Below are 15,527 nucleotides of genomic sequence, written 5' to 3'. Positions count from 1 at the left end.
TGCAGGACTATTGCAAGGCCTGTCGCCCGGCCGCGGGCGTCAGCAACGTATCCACCGTCTCGTCCGCCTCGCCCAGCAGGGTCAGGGCCTCGATCTCGCAGTCTTGAACAATGGGAACAACGGCGTGCACATCATTCCACGACTTGAAGAACAGCGACGCCAATTCCTGGCTGATCGGGCTGGGCGCGATGTAGACAACAAGCGATTGCATACGTGAGCTGGAAAAGCGCCCGGCCTTTTGGGCCTGCATCTGCATGAAGCGGACATAGTCCTTTTCGTAGCTGGTCACGCCACTGAAATCGACCAACTGCTTCTGGCCGGGGGCGTAGTGCGGATGGCTGACATAGGCGCGCGTGGCGCGCATCGTGTCTTCGATGGCCACATGGCCGGTGTACCGAACCACGACGAGGCCGCGGTTCGGCAGGATACGGAACTGTACTGGCATTTTACTCCATAACGGGGATCGAGAATTCTCCACCTTCCTTAATACCTGACGGCCACCGGGCCGTCACGGTCTTGGTGCGCGTATAGAACTTAAATGCGTCAGGACCGTGTTGATTCAGATCGCCGAACACGGATTTTTTCCAGCCGCCGAACGTGTGGTAGGCGAGCGGAACCGGGATCGGCACGTTGATCCCGACCATGCCGATGTTGATGCGGTTCGCGAAATCGCGTGCCGTGTCGCCGTCACGGGTGAAAATGGCGGTGCCGTTGCCGTATTCGTGGTCCATGGCGAGGCCGATGGCTTCTTCGTAGGTTTGCGCTCGGACGGTGGACAGGACAGGGCCGAAAATCTCGGTCTTGTAGATGTCCATGTCCTTTGTGACTTTGTCGAAGAGGTGCGGGCCAACGAAATAGCCGTCTTCGTAACCTTGCAGTTTGAAGTCGCGCCCATCGACCACCAGTTCCGCGCCCTGATCGACGCCGGTTTCCACCAGCCGTTCGATGTTGGCCTTGGCCGCCGCTGTCACCACAGGGCCGTAGTCTACGTCGTTGCCGGCGGTGTAGGGGCCAACCTTGAGCTTTTCGATGCGGGGCACCAGTTTTTCGATCAAGCGGTCGGCGGTTTCGTCGCCCACAGGGACAGCGACCGAGATCGCCATGCAGCGCTCGCCCGCCGCACCATAGCCCGCCCCAACCAGCGCATCTGCCGCTTGGTCCATGTCTGCGTCGGGCATGACGATCATGTGGTTCTTGGCCCCGCCAAAGCACTGCACCCTCTTCCCGTTCGCGCATCCTGTGGCGTAGATGTATTCAGCGATCGGGGTGGATCCCACAAAACCGATGGACTGCACGACGTCATGGTGCAGCAGGGCGTCCACCGCTTCCTTGTCGCCGTTCACCACTTGCAGGATGCCCTTGGGCAGGCCCGCTTCTTCCATAAGTTCTGCGAGCATCAGGGGCACAGACGGGTCGCGTTCGGACGGCTTGAGGATGAAGGCATTGCCGCAGGCGATTGCGGGCGCAAACATCCACATCGGGATCATTGCGGGGAAGTTGAATGGCGTGATGCCTGCCGTCACACCCAGCGGCTGACGCATGGAGTACATGTCGATGCCGGTGCCCGCGCTGTCGGTATATTCACCCTTCAACAGATGCGGCGCGCCGATGCAGTATTCCACTACCTCAAGGCCCCGCTGCACGTCACCGGCGGCATCGGGCAACGTCTTGCCGTGCTCGCGGCTCAGCGCCTCGGCCAGCTTGTCCATGTCGCGGTTGAGGAGGCTCACGAACTTCATCAGCACACGCGCCCGGCGCTGCGGGTTGGTTGCGGCCCATGCGGGTTGGGCTTTGGCTGCGATCTCGATTGCCTTGGCGACCTCCTCTGTAGACGCGAGCGGGACGCGGGCCTGCACCTCGCCCGTAGCGGGGTTCATCACGTCGGCGAAACGGCCTGATGTGCCGCTGACATGGGCGCCGTCGATGTAGTGGGAAAGCTCTTGCATGGGTTCCTCCTGATCGCTGTTGGGCGTAGGATAGTCTTGCAAAATACCGTGTAAAAGATGCAGTTGGGCAAAATGGTTCTGCATTTTTGCATGGTGGAGGGGCTTATATGCCGCCGCATTGGGATGATCTGCGCCTGTTTCTTGCGGTGGCGCGTGCCGAAACACTGTCGGCAGCGGCCAAGGCGGTGCGCAAGGATGCCGCGACCCTCGGGCGTCGGGTGGCTAGGCTTGAACGGGATCTTGATGTCGTTCTTTTTCGCAAGTCCCCGCAAGGCTACGCGCTGACCGAAGCGGGGGTGCGTCTGCGCGACCGGGCCGAGGCGGCAGAGGTTGCACTGCGCGCCGCCACTGAAGGGATCGCTGGGGCAGGGCAAGCAGAGGTGGACGCAGGGCTGACGGGGCAAGTCCGCATTGGTGCGCCGGACGGCTGTGCCAACTACGTGCTGCCGCAGGTCTGTGCAGCGCTGGCAGGGGAGCATCCGGGTTTGGACATCCAGATCGTCGCCTTGCCGCGTGTGTTTAACCTGTCGCGGCGCGAGGCGGATCTGGCGATTGGGGTCAGTGCACCGACGGCCGGGCAACTGACTGTGCAGCGGATCACTGACTACCGCCTGCATTTTGCAGCGAGCCAGAGCTATCTTGCAGATGCGCCACCGCTGGATGCGCTGGACGATCTGCACCACCACCGCGTGGTGGGCTACATTCCCGACATGATCTTTGACCGCGAGTTGGACTATCTGGCTGATGCAGGCGTGTCGCGCGTCGCCCTTGCTTCGAACTCGGTGGCGGTTCAGCTGAACATGCTGCGACAGGGAGGTGGGGTCGGCGTGGTCCATGACTTTGCGCTGCCCTTTGCCCCGGGACTGCGTCGTGTTCTGAACGGGGACTTCTCGCTTTCACGAAGCTTTTATCTGATCCGGCACCAGTCAGATACGCGCGATGCGCGGTTGAACCGTGTGGCCGAGTTGCTTGTGCATGCGGTCCGGACGGAGGTTATGCGGCTCGAAGGTCTTATCTAGTTTAAAAGTAAGGACTTACTGGGCGGATATGCTTCGTAATCTCGCTCAGGATCTGTTGATAGAGTTCATAAATTTCAACCGGCGGTAGATTGCCGTACCCCCTGCATACTCTTGACAGAAGGCCTGTTGGCGGCGGACGCTGGGGTACAGCCCAGAGTTGCGAGGTCCGAAGACATGCTTGTGCACCAGATTCTCAAGTCCAAATCCGATGATGCCGTCGTGAGCGTTACACCGGGCACGAAAGTGTCTGAGGCGGCGAAAATCCTTGCCGAGCGCAGGATCGGGACCGTTGTTGTATCGGGGGATGGGCAGACCGCCGATGGCATCCTGTCCGAACGCGACATTGTGCGCGTGCTTGCGAAAAAGGGAGGCACGGTGCTGATGGACCCGGTTGATGCCTATATGACGACGCAGTTGGTGACGTGCAGTCGCGACGACGACGCGGACGCGGTGCTGGCCACAATGACGGAGCGCCGGTTCCGCCATATGCCGGTTGTCGAAGACGGGCAGTTGGTGGGCCTGATCACCATCGGTGACGTGGTCAAGGCACGGTTGACCGAGCTGTCGATGGAGAAGGATGCCCTGCAGGGCATGATCATGGGCTACTGACCAGACGTCTGCGTCCTGCCTGCTTGCAATCGCGGGCGTGAAATGCTGCATTGCGGCCACGACGACTGACGGAGCCGCCCCATGCGCATCGGCCTATACCCTGGCACCTTTGATCCCATCACGCTTGGGCATATCGACATCATCCGCCGAGCCAGCCCCATGGTGGATCGCCTGGTCATCGGCGTGGCCATCAATCGCGACAAGGGACCGCTGTTTTCACTGGAAGAGCGTGTTGCCATGATCGAAGCCGAGTGCGCGAAGCTAAGTGCGCAGACGGGCACTGAGATCGTCGCGCATCCCTTTGAAAACCTGCTGATCGACTGCGCCCGTGATGTCGGTGCGCAATTCATTTTCCGTGGTCTGCGCGCTGTGGCGGACTTTGAATATGAATTCCAGATGGTCGGCATGAACCGGCGGCTGGATGACAGCATCGAAACCGTGTTCCTGATGGCTGAGGCCGAGCATCAGGCGATTGCATCCAAGCTGGTGAAGGAAATCGCGCGGCTTGGTGGGGATGTCAGCAAGTTCGTGACACCACTTGTGAACGACGCTTTGAAAGAGCAGTTCGCCTAAGACACTCCGTCTAGCCTAAATCCTGTAAGATCTTCGCTGTGGCGGGCATTCGGTTCAGAGTGGCCTCAATCCGTTGCCGCCAGCGCGGGCCACGGTCCAGCGCGTCCTCATATGCCTCGCGCAGATCGTCCGGTCGATCCTGCGCCATAACGTCAATCAGAAACTCGGCTTGCGCGCGGTCCTTGCGCGCCTTGAACTGATCCGGCCAGTCACGGCGGCGGTCTGCCACGATCAGCTTGTGAATGGCGTATTTCTCGGGGCGGGGCACTTTGACAAGGATGCCCGAGCGGTAAAGCGCAATCGCATGAATAGGGTCTGAAATCAGATAGTTGAGGTAGTTTAATGCCTGCGCACTTACACCCAAGGCAGGCAGCGCCTTGACCGTTTCGTCGCCAAAGGTGGGGGTCAGGAATTCGACCATGGCCGTGCCGTGGCTTTGCCGCCAGCGCCAGACCTGCGTATCCGTCACGCCGGGCACCGGGTCGAATTTCAGCGCGCCCAGGATATCGTTCGGCTGCGCCTCGACACGGTCATCAAGCGCCAAGGACAATCGTTCAAAGCTGGCAAAGTCGATGTCGCCGGTCTGCGCCAACTCGTCCGTATCAAAGCGGACGCCCAACTCACCCTGGTAGAGCGCATAGGCACCAGTGCCGATCATCGTGCCGCCCAGGCGGAACAGGCCCGCCCGCGCAAAGGCGCCCAGAAGCGACCCGGTGTCGCGGTCGGTGGTGATGAACCCCTCGGCCCGCAGCACCCGGGCGAGGCGGGCCATGCTCTTGCGCCGGGTGTCAGCCTCGGCTTTGAGGGCGGTGGCGCGGTCCAGACGTGCGCGCAGCTCGGGCGTGTCTTCGCCCAGATAGCGCGCCTTCATCTCGGTCCCCATGCGGAGGCGGTCGTAAAGACGACGCTGCCGATCAGATCGGCGGCGCGGTCATCGAGGTGCAGGCGCAACAGATCCTGATAGGCCACCTGTGCCGCGCGGGAATGAGATAAGATCAGCATGTGCATCATTTATTTATTTGATGCACACTAGCGTGAGCAAAGAAAAAGGGCGCCTCAGAGAGACGCCCTTTCATCAAAGTTTCAATGGCTTAGAGGTACTTGCCCATCTCAACCGCTGTGTCAGCCATCCGGTTCGAGAAACCCCATTCATTGTCGTACCACGACAGGATGCGGACCATGTTGCCGTCCATCACCTTGGTCTGGTCGGTGGCAAAGATTGACGAATGCGGGTCGTGGTTGAAGTCCATGGACACCAGTTTCGCGTCCGTTACGCCAAGAACACCTTTCAGCGGGCCAGCGGCGGCAGCCTCGGACATGGCGGCGTTGATTTGCTCTGCCGTGACGTCGCCATTCACCTCGACCGTCAGGTCAACGCAAGACACGTTGGGCGTGGGCACGCGAATGGCGACACCGTCGAGCTTGCCGTTCAGTTCCGGCATCACAAGGCCGACAGCTTTGGCAGCGCCGGTGGAGGTGGGGATCATGCTCATCGCTGCGGCACGGGCGCGGTAGAGATCCTTGTGCATCGTATCCAGCGTAGGTTGGTCGCCCGTGTAGCTGTGCACAGTCGTCATAAACCCGCGCTTGATGCCGAACTGGTCTTGCAGGACCTTCGCCACCGGCGTCAGGCAGTTCGTGGTGCACGAGGCGTTCGATACGACAATATCATCGCCCGTCAGGCTGTCATGGTTCACACCATACACAATCGTCTTGTCGGCTTCCTTACCAGGGGCAGAGATCAGCACGCGGCTCGATCCGTTTTCCAGATGCGCCTGGCAGGCCTCTTTCGAGGTGAAGATGCCGGTGCATTCCATGACGATGTCAACATGGCCCCAGGGCAGGTCTGCCGGATTGCGCTCTGCCGTGACCTTGATGGGCCCGTGGCCCACGTCGATGCTGTCGCCCGAAACGGTCACCTTTGCGGGGAAACGGCCATGCACGCTGTCATATTGCAGCAGGTGCGCGTTGGTCTCGACCGGGCCGAGGTCGTTGATCGCGACCACCTCGATATCCGTACGACCGCTTTCCACGATCGCGCGCAGAACGTTGCGCCCGATGCGCCCGAAGCCGTTGATTGCTACTTTGATGGCCATGGTGTCCCCCATGTCTGGTGTCAGAATGCTGTCTGAACGCGGCCCCAAGGTGCGAGGCGTGCGCCGTTACCGCTAACAAATGCATAGCAGCGGTATTGTCAACCGGGAATGCCGGTCACGATCCTGCAACATCAACGATGGGGATCAGCGCCAGAAGGCGATCCATTCCAGCAGTTCAGCAAAGCGCTTGCCCAGGAAAATCAGATGCTCTGTGCCATAGAGCATAACATCCGCAGTGATCGCACCGATGATCAGCAGGGCAAGAACAAGGGCAATGCTGTTGGTCATTGGCGGCGTCACAAAAGAAAAGGGCAGGGCTGTTGTGCCAGCCCCGCCCTTTGCTTGCAAGTTGTGACGTGGATCAGGTCAGCCGACCCATCGCAACGGCCACATCGGCCATGCGGATCGAGAATGCCCATTCATTGTCGTACCAGGCCAGCACGCGCACCAGCCGGTCGCCCACCACCTTGGTCTGGTCAGGGGCAAAGATCGACGAGTGTTCGGTGTGGTTGAAGTCGATGCTGACCTTCTGTTCGTCATCATAAGCCAGCACGCGGCCCATGGGGCCAGCGGCGGCTTCGGCCACGGCGGCGTTGACCTCTTCTGCGGTCACGTCGCGGGACGCTTCAAACGTCAGGTCCACGGCGCTCACATTCGGGGTGGGCACGCGCATCGCTGTACCGTCGAGCTTGCCTGCGAGGTTGGGCAGAACTTCCCCCAACGCCTTGGCCGCCCCGGTCGAGGTTGGGATCATCGCCATCGCGGCCGCGCGGGCGCGGTAGAGGTCATTGTGACGGCGATCCAGCGTCGGCTGGTCACCGGTGTAGCTGTGAATGGTGGTCATCACACCGCGCTCGATGCCCACGGCGCGGTCCAGCACCTTGGCCAGCGGGGCCAGACAGTTCGTGGTGCACGACCCGTTCGAGATCATGCGATCATTGGCAGCGAGCTGTTCGTCGTTCACGCCGAAGACAACGGTCTTATCAACGTTTTTGCCCGGGGCAGACAGTAGCACCTTCCTGGCGCCGCGCTCGAAATGAACCTTGGCTTTTTTGCCATCGTTGAACTTGCCCGTGCATTCCAGCACCACGTCAACGCCGGTCCAGTCCAGCTCGTTCATATCGTAGGTCGACATCATGCGGATCGGTCCGCGACCCAGATCCATGGTGTCGTTGGTCAGTTTGACTTCGTTCGGGAACCGGCCATGCACGCTGTCGTATTTGATCAGGTGGGCTGCAGTCTCAAGCGGGCCAGTGGCGTTCACGGCGACGACGTCGATGTCGTTGCGCAGCGATGTGGCGATGTGGCTGAGAGTGCAACGCCCGATGCGTCCAAACCCGTTAATTCCGACTTTGATGGTCATGGTCCCGGTTGTCCTTCCGCTGGGGCAGTTAAACTGTTGCGGGGTAGATAACCGCCGCACTGCAGCGTGAGAAGGGGGAAATCAGCAGAAAATCAAAGTGTTAGCGATAAACGTGTTCCATCGTATGCAGTTCGCGCTAACAGTATGCGGAACGTTTGGGCTGTGTTATGCGCTAACGTAACAACCAGGTGAAGGGACAGGCGGAATGAGCGGACTTTTGGCTCTTTTGGATGATGTTGCGGGAATCGCCAAAGTGGCCGCCGCATCGGTCGATGACGTGATCGGTCAGGCAGCCAAGGCGGGTTCCAAAGCAGCCGGGGCGGTGATTGACGATGCTGCCGTGACGCCGAAATACGTCCACGGCTTTTCCGCCGATCGCGAGTTGCCCATCATCTGGCGCATCGCCAAGGGGTCGTTCAAGAACAAGCTGGTGTTTTTGTTACCGGTGGGCCTTCTGCTGTCGAATTTTGCGCCCGGGGCCATTCCGCCCCTACTGATGTTGGGCGGTTCCTATCTCTGCTTTGAAGGTGCGGAAAAGGTTGCCCACGTTCTGGGCTGGGGGCACGGGCACGAGGACTATGAGGGCAAAGAGAACGAGATCGAGGATCCGGCACATCTGGAAGAGCAAAAGGCCAAAGGTGCCATCAAGACCGATTTCATCCTGTCGGCCGAGATCATGACGATATCGCTGGCTGCGATCCCTGAAAGCAACTTCTGGATGGAAGCCGCCACGCTTGCAACGGTTGCCATCATGATCACCGTGGCTGTCTATGGTTCCGTCGCGCTGATCGTGAAGGCGGATGATGCGGGTCTCGCGATGGCACAGAACGGGCGCATCGGGCTGATCCGGGCCTTGGGGCGTGGGATCGTTAAAGTCATGCCTGGTTTCATGAAGCTACTGACCATTGTGGGCACGGCGGCCATGCTCTGGGTCGGGGGTGAGATCATCGTGCACGGTCTCGCACAGATGGGTTGGCATGGGCCAGAAGACGTCATCTATGGCATAGCAAAGTCCATCGGCGGCGCATCTGGCACGGCCGTCTGGTGTATCAAAGCCGCGCTACATGGTTTGATGGGTCTTGCCATTGGCTTTGTATTGATCCCGGTGGGAGAGAAGGTGATTACACCCGTCTGGCGTGGGCTAGGGGCCAAACTGTCCCGCACATAGCCACCCCAGAGATCGCGCTTCCCACAACCCAATACCGTGGAGGTCAGTCGATGGCCTCCACGTGCGGCTTTGTCCTGCGCTTGGCAGTCTTCACCGCCAGGGTGAGTTCTGTCCGGCGGCTTGGTACTTTTTTGACTTCGGGAGAGCTTTCGTCTGTGCCCCGGCCCGCCAAAGCAATGGCCAAGCCAAGCATAGCCAGTGCCCCAGCCAAAGAGTAGACCAGCAAGGCGACCCACCAGCTGCTTCCTAGAACCAACACGATCGCTGCGGCGATCGCACCTACAAAAACAGAAATGATGAGAATGCCTGGCATAAAAGACCTGCGTTAAAGCATATACGACACCGGAGGCGGCAAACCAGTGCTGGTCTACCGCGTCCGCGCGTACTAGCCGAGTTCTTCCATACCCAGAGGTTAAATAAGTGCGTTTACCCGCCGTACAACCGCCTCAGTCGTGATTTCGAACTTTTCGAACAGCACATTTGCCGGGGCCGAGGCGCCGAAGTCATCCATGCCCACGAAATCAGCTTTGTTGGCTTTGCCGCGCTCGCCCAGCAACCAGCGGTCCCAGCCCTGACGCACAGCGGCTTCGATGCCGACGCGCACAGGACCCGCAGGCAACACCTTGCGACGGTAGCTTTCGTCCTGCTGCGCAAAAAGCTCCATGCACGGCATCGACACGACGCGCGTGCCAATCCCGGCCTCTTGCAGCTTCGCGCGTGCTTCCATCGCGATGGAAACCTCGGAACCCGAGGCGATCAGGATCACCTGACGCTTGCCTTCGGCTTCGGCCAGCACGTAAGCGCCCTGCGCCGTCATATTCTTCAGCTTGTGCTCGGTCCGCACAGTGGGCAGGCCCTGACGGGTGAGCGACAGCACCGACGGGGTTTCCGTCGAAGACAACGCCAGTTCCCAGCTTTCGGCTGTTTCCACCGCGTCGGCAGGACGGAACACCATCGTGTTGGGTGTCGCCCGGCTGATCGCCAGATGCTCGACCGGCTGGTGCGTGGGGCCATCTTCGCCCAGACCGATGCTGTCATGGGTCATGACGAATACCGTTGGGATCTTCATCAATGCCGCCAGACGCATGGCAGGGCGGGCGTAGTCGGTGAAGCACATGAACGTCCCGCCATAGGGGCGCAGACCACCATGCAGGGCCATGCCGTTCATGGCGGCAGCCATGCCATGCTCGCGGATGCCCCAGTAGATGTAGCGCCCGCCGCGGTTGTCGGTGTCGAACACGCCCAGATCACCCGTCTTGGTGTTGTTCGATCCGGTCAGGTCGGCCGAGCCGCCCACTGTTTCCGGCATGATCGGGTTGATGACTTCCAGCGCCTTTTCCGATGCGGCACGGGTCGCCAGTTTGGGCGCGCTTTCCGACATCTGTTTCTTGAACGCTTTGACAGTCGCCGACAGTTTCTTCGGCACCTCGCGGGCGAGGGTGCGGTTGAACAGCGCTTGTTTCGCGCCCGAGATAGAAGCGAAGCGCTCTTCCCAAGCCTTGCGGTCGTCCGTGCCGCGTGTGCCGATGGCCTCCCACGCGGCCTTGACGTCGGCGGGCACGTCAAACGGGCCGGTGGTCCAGCCATAAGCCGCCTTTGCATCGGCCATCTGGTTGGCATCGGTCAGCGCACCGTGACCCTTGGACGTGTCCTGTGCTGCGTGACCCAGCGCGATGTGGGTCTTGCAGGCGATCATCGTCGGCTTTTTCTGCGTCTTCGCCTTGGTGATCGCGGCGTCAATGGCCTCGGGATCATGGCCGTCGATTTCGATCACCGCCCAGCCTGCGGATTTGAAGCGCATGGGCTGATCGGTGGTGTCGGCCAGCGTCACGGGGCCGTCGATGGTGATGTTGTTGTTGTCCCAGAAGACAATCAGCTTGCCCAGTTGGTGACGACCGGCCAATGTGATCGCTTCCTGACTTACGCCTTCCATCAGACAGCCGTCACCAGCGATGACATAGGTATAGTGATCGACGACCTTCTTGCCGTATTGCGCGCGCAGGATCTCTTCGGCCATGGCAAAACCCACAGCGTTGGAAATACCCTGACCGAGCGGGCCGGTGGTGGTCTCGATCCCCTTGGCATGGCCGTATTCCGGGTGACCTGCGGTGATAGCACCCCACTGGCGGAAGTTCTTGACCTGCTCCAGCGTCATGTCCTCGTAGCCGGTCAGGTGCAGCAGGGAATACAGCAGCATGGAGCCGTGGCCCGCCGACAGGATAAAGCGGTCGCGGTCGGGCCAGTCGGGGGCCTTGGCGTCAAACTTCAGATGCTTTTCAAACAGCACGGTCGCCACATCGGCCATTCCCATGGGCATGCCGGAGTGGCCCGAATTGGCGGCAGCGACGGCATCAAGGGTCAGAGCGCGGATAGCGGTGGCCTTGGACCAGTGGTCAGGGTGGGCGGTGCGAAGGGCAGTAAGATCCAGGGGCATGATCGTCCTTTGGAATATGGGTTTGGCGCTGCATATCAGGCAAAGGCCAAAGATCAAGGTCGTCCGTTCCGGCAAAATAGCGCGCATGGGTGTCGGCGGTGATGCGCGACTTCAACGCCGCCCGCCAAGTGGTTGATCGCAAAGGGGGGCGCATTTCGGAACCGCTTTGGATAGACTTCCGCTTAACCAGACGCGAAATCGATTCGATGCGTGCCGTCTGGGGGGACGGGACGCGCCAGAGTGCAAAAAGAACAAGGGGACAGGCACCGCACATGAGTGACATCGACGGATTGCAACAGCGGCTCACCGCCGCGATGGACCGGATTGCCACCGGTCTGGGTGGGCTGGACGCCGCCGGGGCCGAAGATACGGCAGCGCTGCAGGCGGCCCTGGACGATGAAAAAGTTGCCAACGCGCAGCTGACCGAGCGGGTGCGGCAGCTGTCCGAAAGCCAGGAAAACGCCGCCGCCGAGGCAAAAGTGGCTGCCGACGCCGCCCGCGCGCAGGTCGAGGAATTGGACTTGGAGTTGCAGCGCCTGCGCAAGGCCAACGAACAATTGCGCGAGTCAAATGCGGCCCTGCGCACCGCGAACGAGGAAGGTGTGGGCGAGCCGCATCTCATCAACACGTCCATGATGGCTGAGCTTGAGGGGCTGCGCGCCGCCCGCGCCGCCGATGTGGCCGAGGCGAGCAGCATCATCAGCGCGCTGACACCGCTGCTCGATCAGCTTGAAGCCCCGGAAGAGGAGGACGCCGATGCCTGAGGTTACGATTTCCATCGGTGGCCGCCCGTTCCAGGTGGCCTGTCAGGAGGGCGAGGAAAGCTATTTGCACGCCGCGGCCAAGATGCTGGACGACGAAGCGCAAATCCTTGCGGATCAGGCGGGTCGGATGCCCGAGGCACGGATGCTCCTGATGGCTGGCCTGATGCTGGCCGACAAGACGGCGAGCGTCGAGGATCGCGTGGCAGAGGTCGAAGGCAAGTTGGCCGAGCGTGAGGCCGAGCTGGAGGGCCTGCGCAATATGGGCGCGCCCGAACCGGAACGGATCGAAGTGCCGGTTGTCCCGCAAGCGGTGACAGAAACGCTGGCCGAGCTGGCCGCGCGTGCCGAAGCGCTGGCGGCAGAGGTCGAGGAAAAGACTGCCAGCTAGGCGCGCAGCTCAGCTCTGATCCAAAGGAAAGCCGCGCCCCTATGGGACGCGGCTTGTTTCATTCTTCGTAAGGCGCAGGTGCCCCGCGCCGCGCCCGGCCTCAGCCGTTGGCTTCGCGGATCTTGTCGGCGGCATCCTTGTCATAGGTCACGCCGTTTTCGTCGAAGAGTGTGTCCAGTTCTCCCGACAGGGTCATCTCTGTGATGATGTCACAGCCACCCACGAACTCGCCCTTGACGTAAAGCTGCGGGATGGTGGGCCAGTCGGAGAAGTCCTTGATCCCCTGACGGATTTCCTCATCGGCCAGAACGTTCACATCCGTGAAGTCCACGCCCATATAGTTCAGTACACCTGCCACGCGGCTGGAAAAGCCGCATTGGGGCATGGACTTGGTGCCTTTCATATACAGCACCACGGGGTTGTCCTTGATGGTTTCGGTGATCCGGCTTGCAGCGTCGGTCATGTCATTTGCCTTTCTTCTGGAAGGCGCGGTGGAACCGCGCGGCATAAGTTTCGTCTTCGGGCATGGCGTCCACATGGGTGCTGGCGCGCCCCGCAAAGCTGTTAGTGCGCCCACCCGTCCGTATGGTCGCGACCCGCTCCAGCGCATCATTGCGCCGGTTGACCTTGTCGACCAGGTCCATATCCACAGCCTCCATACCCAGCGGAACGGAGCGTGTCTGGCCCATCTCCCCTCGATCCGGACGGCGCGCTGCCAAGGGGCGTCGCCCCTGCCGCGTGAACGCGCGCTGGATCAGGGATAGCAGCGCCATCAGGGTGCCTTGGTCGTCAGGGCCAGCGCGTGCAGCTCTCCATGGCTGCCATCCATCTTGCCCTTGAGCGCCTTGGTCACCGCCCGGTGCTGCTGCACCCGGTTCATGCCCTCGAATGAGGCGTCGATCACCTCCGCCGAATAATGATTCCCGTCACCGGCAAGGTCGGTGATGGTGATCTTGGCATCTGGAAAGCTCTCGCGGATCAAATCTTCGATCTCTTGCGCTTGCATGGGCATGAATGGTGTCTCCGGCAGGTCTTGATCCAAGATGTAGGCCGCAGGTCCGGGGCGTGCAAGCAGAAGCACGCGCAGGGACATGTGCTTAAGGCGGGGTTGTCTTCTGTTCAGCGCCGTGACTACGATTTGCCCGGGATGAGATCAGCAGAGAGTGGAACGCGATATGCCGTCGGTTGAAACCGCACCAGAACAGGCACTCGAGTGGGTCAAGGCGGGCAAGGGCGCGGCCCTTGCCACGGTGATCGAGACCTGGGGCAGCGCGCCCCGCCGTGCGGGTGCTCAGATGGTCGTATCGGGGGATGGCGACATGATGGGCTCCGTCTCGGGCGGCTGTGTCGAGGGTGCCGTGGTGGTCGAGGCGATGGAAGCGCTGGAGGATGGCGCGCCGCGGTTGCTGGAATATGGTGTCAGCGATGGCGACGCCTTCGCAGTGGGCCTCGCCTGTGGCGGCACGATCAAGATCCTGGTGGAACCCGTGGGCGCAGCCATGCCGCGCGCGCTCCTCGAAAATCTCGTCGCCGCGCGCGCACTCCGCGATCAGGTGGCGTATGTCGTGGACACGGAAAACTGGGAGCGGCGGCTGGACCGCGAGGGTCACGCCGCCCGCTTTGCCAAGGACCGCACGGGAATGGAGGAGGACGGCAAGACCTTCGTCGCCATCCACAACCCGCCCTTGCGCCTCGCCATCGTGGGCGGTGTGCATATCGCGCAGGCGCTGGTGCCCATGGCCAAACTCGCAGGCTACGATCCCTATATCATCGACCCGCGCGAGGCATTCGGGTCCGAAGCGCGTTTTCCCGGCGAGCGCGTGATCAACGACTGGCCAGACGAAGCGCTTGCAGAGGTTGGCGTGGACGCCCGCACCGCCCTTGTCCTGCTCACCCACGATCCCAAGCTGGACGATCCCGCGCTGCACATCGCGCTTAACTCCGACGCCTTCTATATCGGCGCGCTCGGCTCCACCCGCACCCACGCCAAACGAGTCTCAAGGCTGGAAGAGGCAGGGTTCACCGCCGACCAGATCGCCCGGATCAAGGGACCCATCGGCCTCGATATAGGGGCCGCAAGCCCGCCCGAGATCGCGGTTTCGATCCTCGCCCAGATGATCTCGACCCTCAGGCAAGGCGCATGAAGTTCGGCCCACGGCGCGCGGACGACGCGGTTGGCACCATCCTCGCCCATTCGCTGGCCGGGAACACGGGTCGCGTGCCCAAGGGCACGGTTCTAACCACAGAAAACATCGCCAACCTCCGAGCCGCGGGGCACGACACGCTCACCGTTGCCGCACTAGACCACGGCGACATCGAAGAAAACACCGCCGCACAAAGGCTTGCCGCTGCCGTGGCACCCGATCCCGACGCGCAGGGTCTGCGCATCAGCGCAGCCGGGGCAGGGCGGGTGAACCTCTACGCCACAGGGCCGGGCGTGGTGGCGCTCGACGCCGACCGCATCGCCGCCATCAACAGCGTCGATCCGATGATCACCATCGCCACAGTCCCCCCGTTCCACCGGGTGGACGAAGGGACCATGATCGCCACGATCAAGATCATCGCCTACGCAGTGGCCGAGACGGCGCTGGACGCTGCGACCGCAAATGCTGCCCACACCATCCGCGTCCTGCCTCCACGCTATACCACCGCGACCCTGATCGAAACGCAGGTCGGCAATGCTGAGCCGTCCGGCAAAGGGCGCGCGGCACTCACCGGTCGGCTCGACCGGTTCGGGATCGCGCTGAGCCCGCGCATCATAGTGCCACATCGCGATGCACCTCTGGCGCAGGCCGTTGAACAGGCGGAGGGCGAATTCATCTTCATCCTTACCGCGTCGGCCACGTCAGACACGCATGACGTCGCCCCCAATGCCGTGCGCGATGCGGGAGGCAACGTCACTGCCTACGGCATGCCCGTTGATCCGGGGAACCTGCTGTTCTTCGGCACTTTGGGCAACAAACCGGTGATTGGCCTGCCTGGCTGCGCCCGTTCGCCTGCGCTCAACGGGGCCGACTGGGTGATGGAGCGGCTGATCTGCGGCGTAGACCTAACGCAAGCCGACATCTCGCACATGGGCGTGGGCGGGCTGCTCAAGGAAATCCCGACCCGTCCCCGCCCACGCGAGAGCTAAGCCTCTGCAAGATCATGCACTTCGCGGATGCAGC

Annotated in this window: 20 protein-coding genes; 8 read left to right on the top strand and 12 right to left on the bottom strand. The window is 61.6% G+C overall.

Going from position 1 to position 15,527, the window contains the following annotated elements:
- Positions 1–7: 7 nt before the first annotated feature.
- A complete protein-coding gene (locus tag RA29_RS15735) occupies positions 8–445 on the bottom strand; it encodes a hypothetical protein (RefSeq protein ID WP_039687464.1) in 438 nt (145 codons plus the stop codon).
- A gap of 1 nt (position 446) precedes the next feature.
- Positions 447–1,946 carry a CoA-acylating methylmalonate-semialdehyde dehydrogenase gene (locus RA29_RS15730; RefSeq protein ID WP_039687909.1) on the bottom strand — a complete coding sequence of 500 codons (1,500 nt, stop codon included), beginning with the start codon at positions 1,944–1,946 and terminating at the stop codon, positions 447–449.
- Positions 1,947–2,053: 107 nt separating this feature from the next.
- On the opposite strand from RA29_RS15730, the gene RA29_RS15725 reads away from it, so the two are divergent.
- The 3 genes from RA29_RS15725 (at position 2,054) to coaD (ending at position 4,147) form a co-directional block, all read left to right on the top strand.
- Complete coding sequence (locus RA29_RS15725; protein ID WP_039687462.1) at positions 2,054–2,965, top strand: LysR family transcriptional regulator; 912 nt, start codon at positions 2,054–2,056, stop codon at positions 2,963–2,965.
- A 174-nt stretch (positions 2,966–3,139) separates the two neighbouring features.
- The gene (locus RA29_RS15720) at positions 3,140–3,574 is read left to right on the top strand and encodes a CBS domain-containing protein (RefSeq protein ID WP_039687460.1); all 435 of its coding nucleotides are present in this window, start codon (positions 3,140–3,142) and stop codon (positions 3,572–3,574) included.
- Between the two features lie 81 nt (positions 3,575–3,655).
- Positions 3,656–4,147: a pantetheine-phosphate adenylyltransferase gene (gene coaD / locus RA29_RS15715; protein WP_039687458.1), complete on the top strand. Its 492-nt coding sequence runs from the start codon at positions 3,656–3,658 to the stop codon at positions 4,145–4,147.
- A 10-nt stretch (positions 4,148–4,157) separates the two neighbouring features.
- Here the strand turns inward: coaD and RA29_RS15710 are convergent, their stop codons facing one another.
- From RA29_RS15710 to gap (RA29_RS15695), 5 genes are all read right to left on the bottom strand, one after another.
- Positions 4,158–5,018, bottom strand: a complete 861-nt coding sequence (locus RA29_RS15710; protein ID WP_342666423.1) for a GSU2403 family nucleotidyltransferase fold protein — start codon at positions 5,016–5,018, stop codon at positions 4,158–4,160.
- Entirely contained in the window at positions 5,015–5,149 is a 135-nt protein-coding gene (locus RA29_RS23835) for a hypothetical protein (RefSeq protein ID WP_342666422.1), read from the bottom strand. Before RA29_RS23835 ends, RA29_RS15710 begins: the two co-directional genes overlap by 4 nt.
- Positions 5,150–5,238: 89 nt before the next feature.
- Positions 5,239–6,243: a type I glyceraldehyde-3-phosphate dehydrogenase gene (gene gap / locus RA29_RS15705; protein ID WP_039687906.1), complete on the bottom strand. Its 1,005-nt coding sequence runs from the start codon at positions 6,241–6,243 to the stop codon at positions 5,239–5,241.
- Positions 6,244–6,387: 144 nt separating this feature from the next.
- Complete coding sequence (locus RA29_RS23265; protein ID WP_039687457.1) at positions 6,388–6,531, bottom strand: hypothetical protein; 144 nt, start codon at positions 6,529–6,531, stop codon at positions 6,388–6,390.
- Positions 6,532–6,604: 73 nt separating this feature from the next.
- The gene (gap, locus tag RA29_RS15695) at positions 6,605–7,606 is read right to left on the bottom strand and encodes a type I glyceraldehyde-3-phosphate dehydrogenase (protein ID WP_039687454.1); all 1,002 of its coding nucleotides are present in this window, start codon (positions 7,604–7,606) and stop codon (positions 6,605–6,607) included.
- A gap of 205 nt (positions 7,607–7,811) precedes the next feature.
- Here gap (RA29_RS15695) and RA29_RS15690 point away from each other — a divergent pair, with 205 nt between their 5' ends.
- Complete coding sequence (locus tag RA29_RS15690; protein ID WP_039687452.1) at positions 7,812–8,774, top strand: DUF808 domain-containing protein; 963 nt, start codon at positions 7,812–7,814, stop codon at positions 8,772–8,774.
- 43 nt (positions 8,775–8,817) lie between these two features.
- On the opposite strand, the gene RA29_RS15685 is transcribed toward RA29_RS15690, so the two are convergent.
- Both RA29_RS15685 and tkt read right to left on the bottom strand, forming a co-directional pair.
- The gene (locus RA29_RS15685; protein WP_039687450.1) at positions 8,818–9,087 is read right to left on the bottom strand and encodes a hypothetical protein; all 270 of its coding nucleotides are present in this window, start codon (positions 9,085–9,087) and stop codon (positions 8,818–8,820) included.
- Between the two features lie 99 nt (positions 9,088–9,186).
- Positions 9,187–11,202 carry a transketolase gene (gene tkt, locus RA29_RS15680; protein ID WP_039687904.1) on the bottom strand — a complete coding sequence of 672 codons (2,016 nt, stop codon included), beginning with the start codon at positions 11,200–11,202 and terminating at the stop codon, positions 9,187–9,189.
- A 278-nt stretch (positions 11,203–11,480) separates the two neighbouring features.
- On the opposite strand from tkt, the gene RA29_RS15675 reads away from it, so the two are divergent.
- Both RA29_RS15675 and RA29_RS15670 read left to right on the top strand, forming a co-directional pair.
- Entirely contained in the window at positions 11,481–11,972 is a 492-nt protein-coding gene (locus tag RA29_RS15675) for a hypothetical protein (protein WP_039687902.1), read from the top strand.
- Positions 11,965–12,360 (top strand): cell division protein ZapA, encoded by a 396-nt coding sequence (locus RA29_RS15670; protein WP_039687449.1) that lies wholly within the window; start codon positions 11,965–11,967, stop codon positions 12,358–12,360. The genes RA29_RS15675 and RA29_RS15670 overlap by 8 nt, the downstream gene beginning before the upstream one ends.
- 100 nt (positions 12,361–12,460) lie before the next feature.
- Here the strand turns inward: RA29_RS15670 and grxD are convergent, their stop codons facing one another.
- From grxD to RA29_RS15655, 3 genes are read right to left on the bottom strand one after another with little or no spacing between them, the layout of a single operon-like run.
- Positions 12,461–12,823: a Grx4 family monothiol glutaredoxin gene (gene grxD, locus RA29_RS15665; protein WP_039687447.1), complete on the bottom strand. Its 363-nt coding sequence runs from the start codon at positions 12,821–12,823 to the stop codon at positions 12,461–12,463.
- Position 12,824: 1 nt separating this feature from the next.
- Positions 12,825–13,133, bottom strand: a complete 309-nt coding sequence (locus RA29_RS15660; protein ID WP_039687445.1) for a hypothetical protein — start codon at positions 13,131–13,133, stop codon at positions 12,825–12,827.
- Positions 13,133–13,372: a BolA/IbaG family iron-sulfur metabolism protein gene (locus RA29_RS15655; RefSeq protein ID WP_039687900.1), complete on the bottom strand. Its 240-nt coding sequence runs from the start codon at positions 13,370–13,372 to the stop codon at positions 13,133–13,135. The genes RA29_RS15660 and RA29_RS15655 overlap by 1 nt, the downstream gene beginning before the upstream one ends.
- Positions 13,373–13,535: 163 nt before the next feature.
- On the opposite strand from RA29_RS15655, the gene RA29_RS15650 reads away from it, so the two are divergent.
- The gene (locus tag RA29_RS15650; protein WP_039687443.1) at positions 13,536–14,504 is read left to right on the top strand and encodes an XdhC family protein; all 969 of its coding nucleotides are present in this window, start codon (positions 13,536–13,538) and stop codon (positions 14,502–14,504) included.
- A complete protein-coding gene (locus RA29_RS15645) occupies positions 14,501–15,493 on the top strand; it encodes a molybdopterin-binding protein (RefSeq protein WP_039687441.1) in 993 nt (330 codons plus the stop codon). The genes RA29_RS15650 and RA29_RS15645 overlap by 4 nt, the downstream gene beginning before the upstream one ends.
- Positions 15,494–15,527 lie beyond the last annotated feature (34 nt).

Source organism: Tateyamaria sp. ANG-S1, from assembly GCF_000814025.1.
GTDB lineage: Bacteria > Pseudomonadota > Alphaproteobacteria > Rhodobacterales > Rhodobacteraceae > Tateyamaria.
The sequence above is the reverse complement of the archived record's forward strand: the minus strand, read 5'-3'. Positions and strand labels throughout refer to the sequence as shown.

Bases quoted from the DNA above. Each gene is read 5' to 3' on its own strand.
- RA29_RS23835 (WP_342666422.1), bottom strand. From the start codon at position 5,149: ATGCTGATCTTATCTCATTCCCGCGCGGCACAGGTGGCCTATCAGGAT.
- RA29_RS15655 (WP_039687900.1), bottom strand. From the start codon at position 13,372: ATGCCCATGCAAGCGCAAGAGATCGAAGATTTGATCCGCGAGAGCTTT.
- RA29_RS15690 (WP_039687452.1), top strand. From the start codon at position 7,812: ATGAGCGGACTTTTGGCTCTTTTGGATGATGTTGCGGGAATCGCCAAA.
- RA29_RS15725 (WP_039687462.1), top strand. From the start codon at position 2,054: ATGCCGCCGCATTGGGATGATCTGCGCCTGTTTCTTGCGGTGGCGCGT.
- gap (WP_039687454.1), bottom strand. From the start codon at position 7,606: ATGACCATCAAAGTCGGAATTAACGGGTTTGGACGCATCGGGCGTTGC.
- RA29_RS15675 (WP_039687902.1), top strand. From the start codon at position 11,481: ATGAGTGACATCGACGGATTGCAACAGCGGCTCACCGCCGCGATGGAC.
- RA29_RS15670 (WP_039687449.1), top strand. From the start codon at position 11,965: ATGCCTGAGGTTACGATTTCCATCGGTGGCCGCCCGTTCCAGGTGGCC.
- grxD (WP_039687447.1), bottom strand. From the start codon at position 12,823: ATGACCGACGCTGCAAGCCGGATCACCGAAACCATCAAGGACAACCCC.
- RA29_RS15650 (WP_039687443.1), top strand. From the start codon at position 13,536: ATGCCGTCGGTTGAAACCGCACCAGAACAGGCACTCGAGTGGGTCAAG.
- RA29_RS15720 (WP_039687460.1), top strand. From the start codon at position 3,140: ATGCTTGTGCACCAGATTCTCAAGTCCAAATCCGATGATGCCGTCGTG.
- RA29_RS15645 (WP_039687441.1), top strand. From the start codon at position 14,501: ATGAAGTTCGGCCCACGGCGCGCGGACGACGCGGTTGGCACCATCCTC.
- gap (WP_039687906.1), bottom strand. From the start codon at position 6,243: ATGGCCATCAAAGTAGCAATCAACGGCTTCGGGCGCATCGGGCGCAAC.
- RA29_RS23265 (WP_039687457.1), bottom strand. From the start codon at position 6,531: ATGACCAACAGCATTGCCCTTGTTCTTGCCCTGCTGATCATCGGTGCG.
- coaD (WP_039687458.1), top strand. From the start codon at position 3,656: ATGCGCATCGGCCTATACCCTGGCACCTTTGATCCCATCACGCTTGGG.
- RA29_RS15710 (WP_342666423.1), bottom strand. From the start codon at position 5,018: ATGAAGGCGCGCTATCTGGGCGAAGACACGCCCGAGCTGCGCGCACGT.
- RA29_RS15730 (WP_039687909.1), bottom strand. From the start codon at position 1,946: ATGCAAGAGCTTTCCCACTACATCGACGGCGCCCATGTCAGCGGCACA.
- RA29_RS15660 (WP_039687445.1), bottom strand. From the start codon at position 13,133: ATGGCGCTGCTATCCCTGATCCAGCGCGCGTTCACGCGGCAGGGGCGA.
- RA29_RS15685 (WP_039687450.1), bottom strand. From the start codon at position 9,087: ATGCCAGGCATTCTCATCATTTCTGTTTTTGTAGGTGCGATCGCCGCA.
- RA29_RS15735 (WP_039687464.1), bottom strand. From the start codon at position 445: ATGCCAGTACAGTTCCGTATCCTGCCGAACCGCGGCCTCGTCGTGGTT.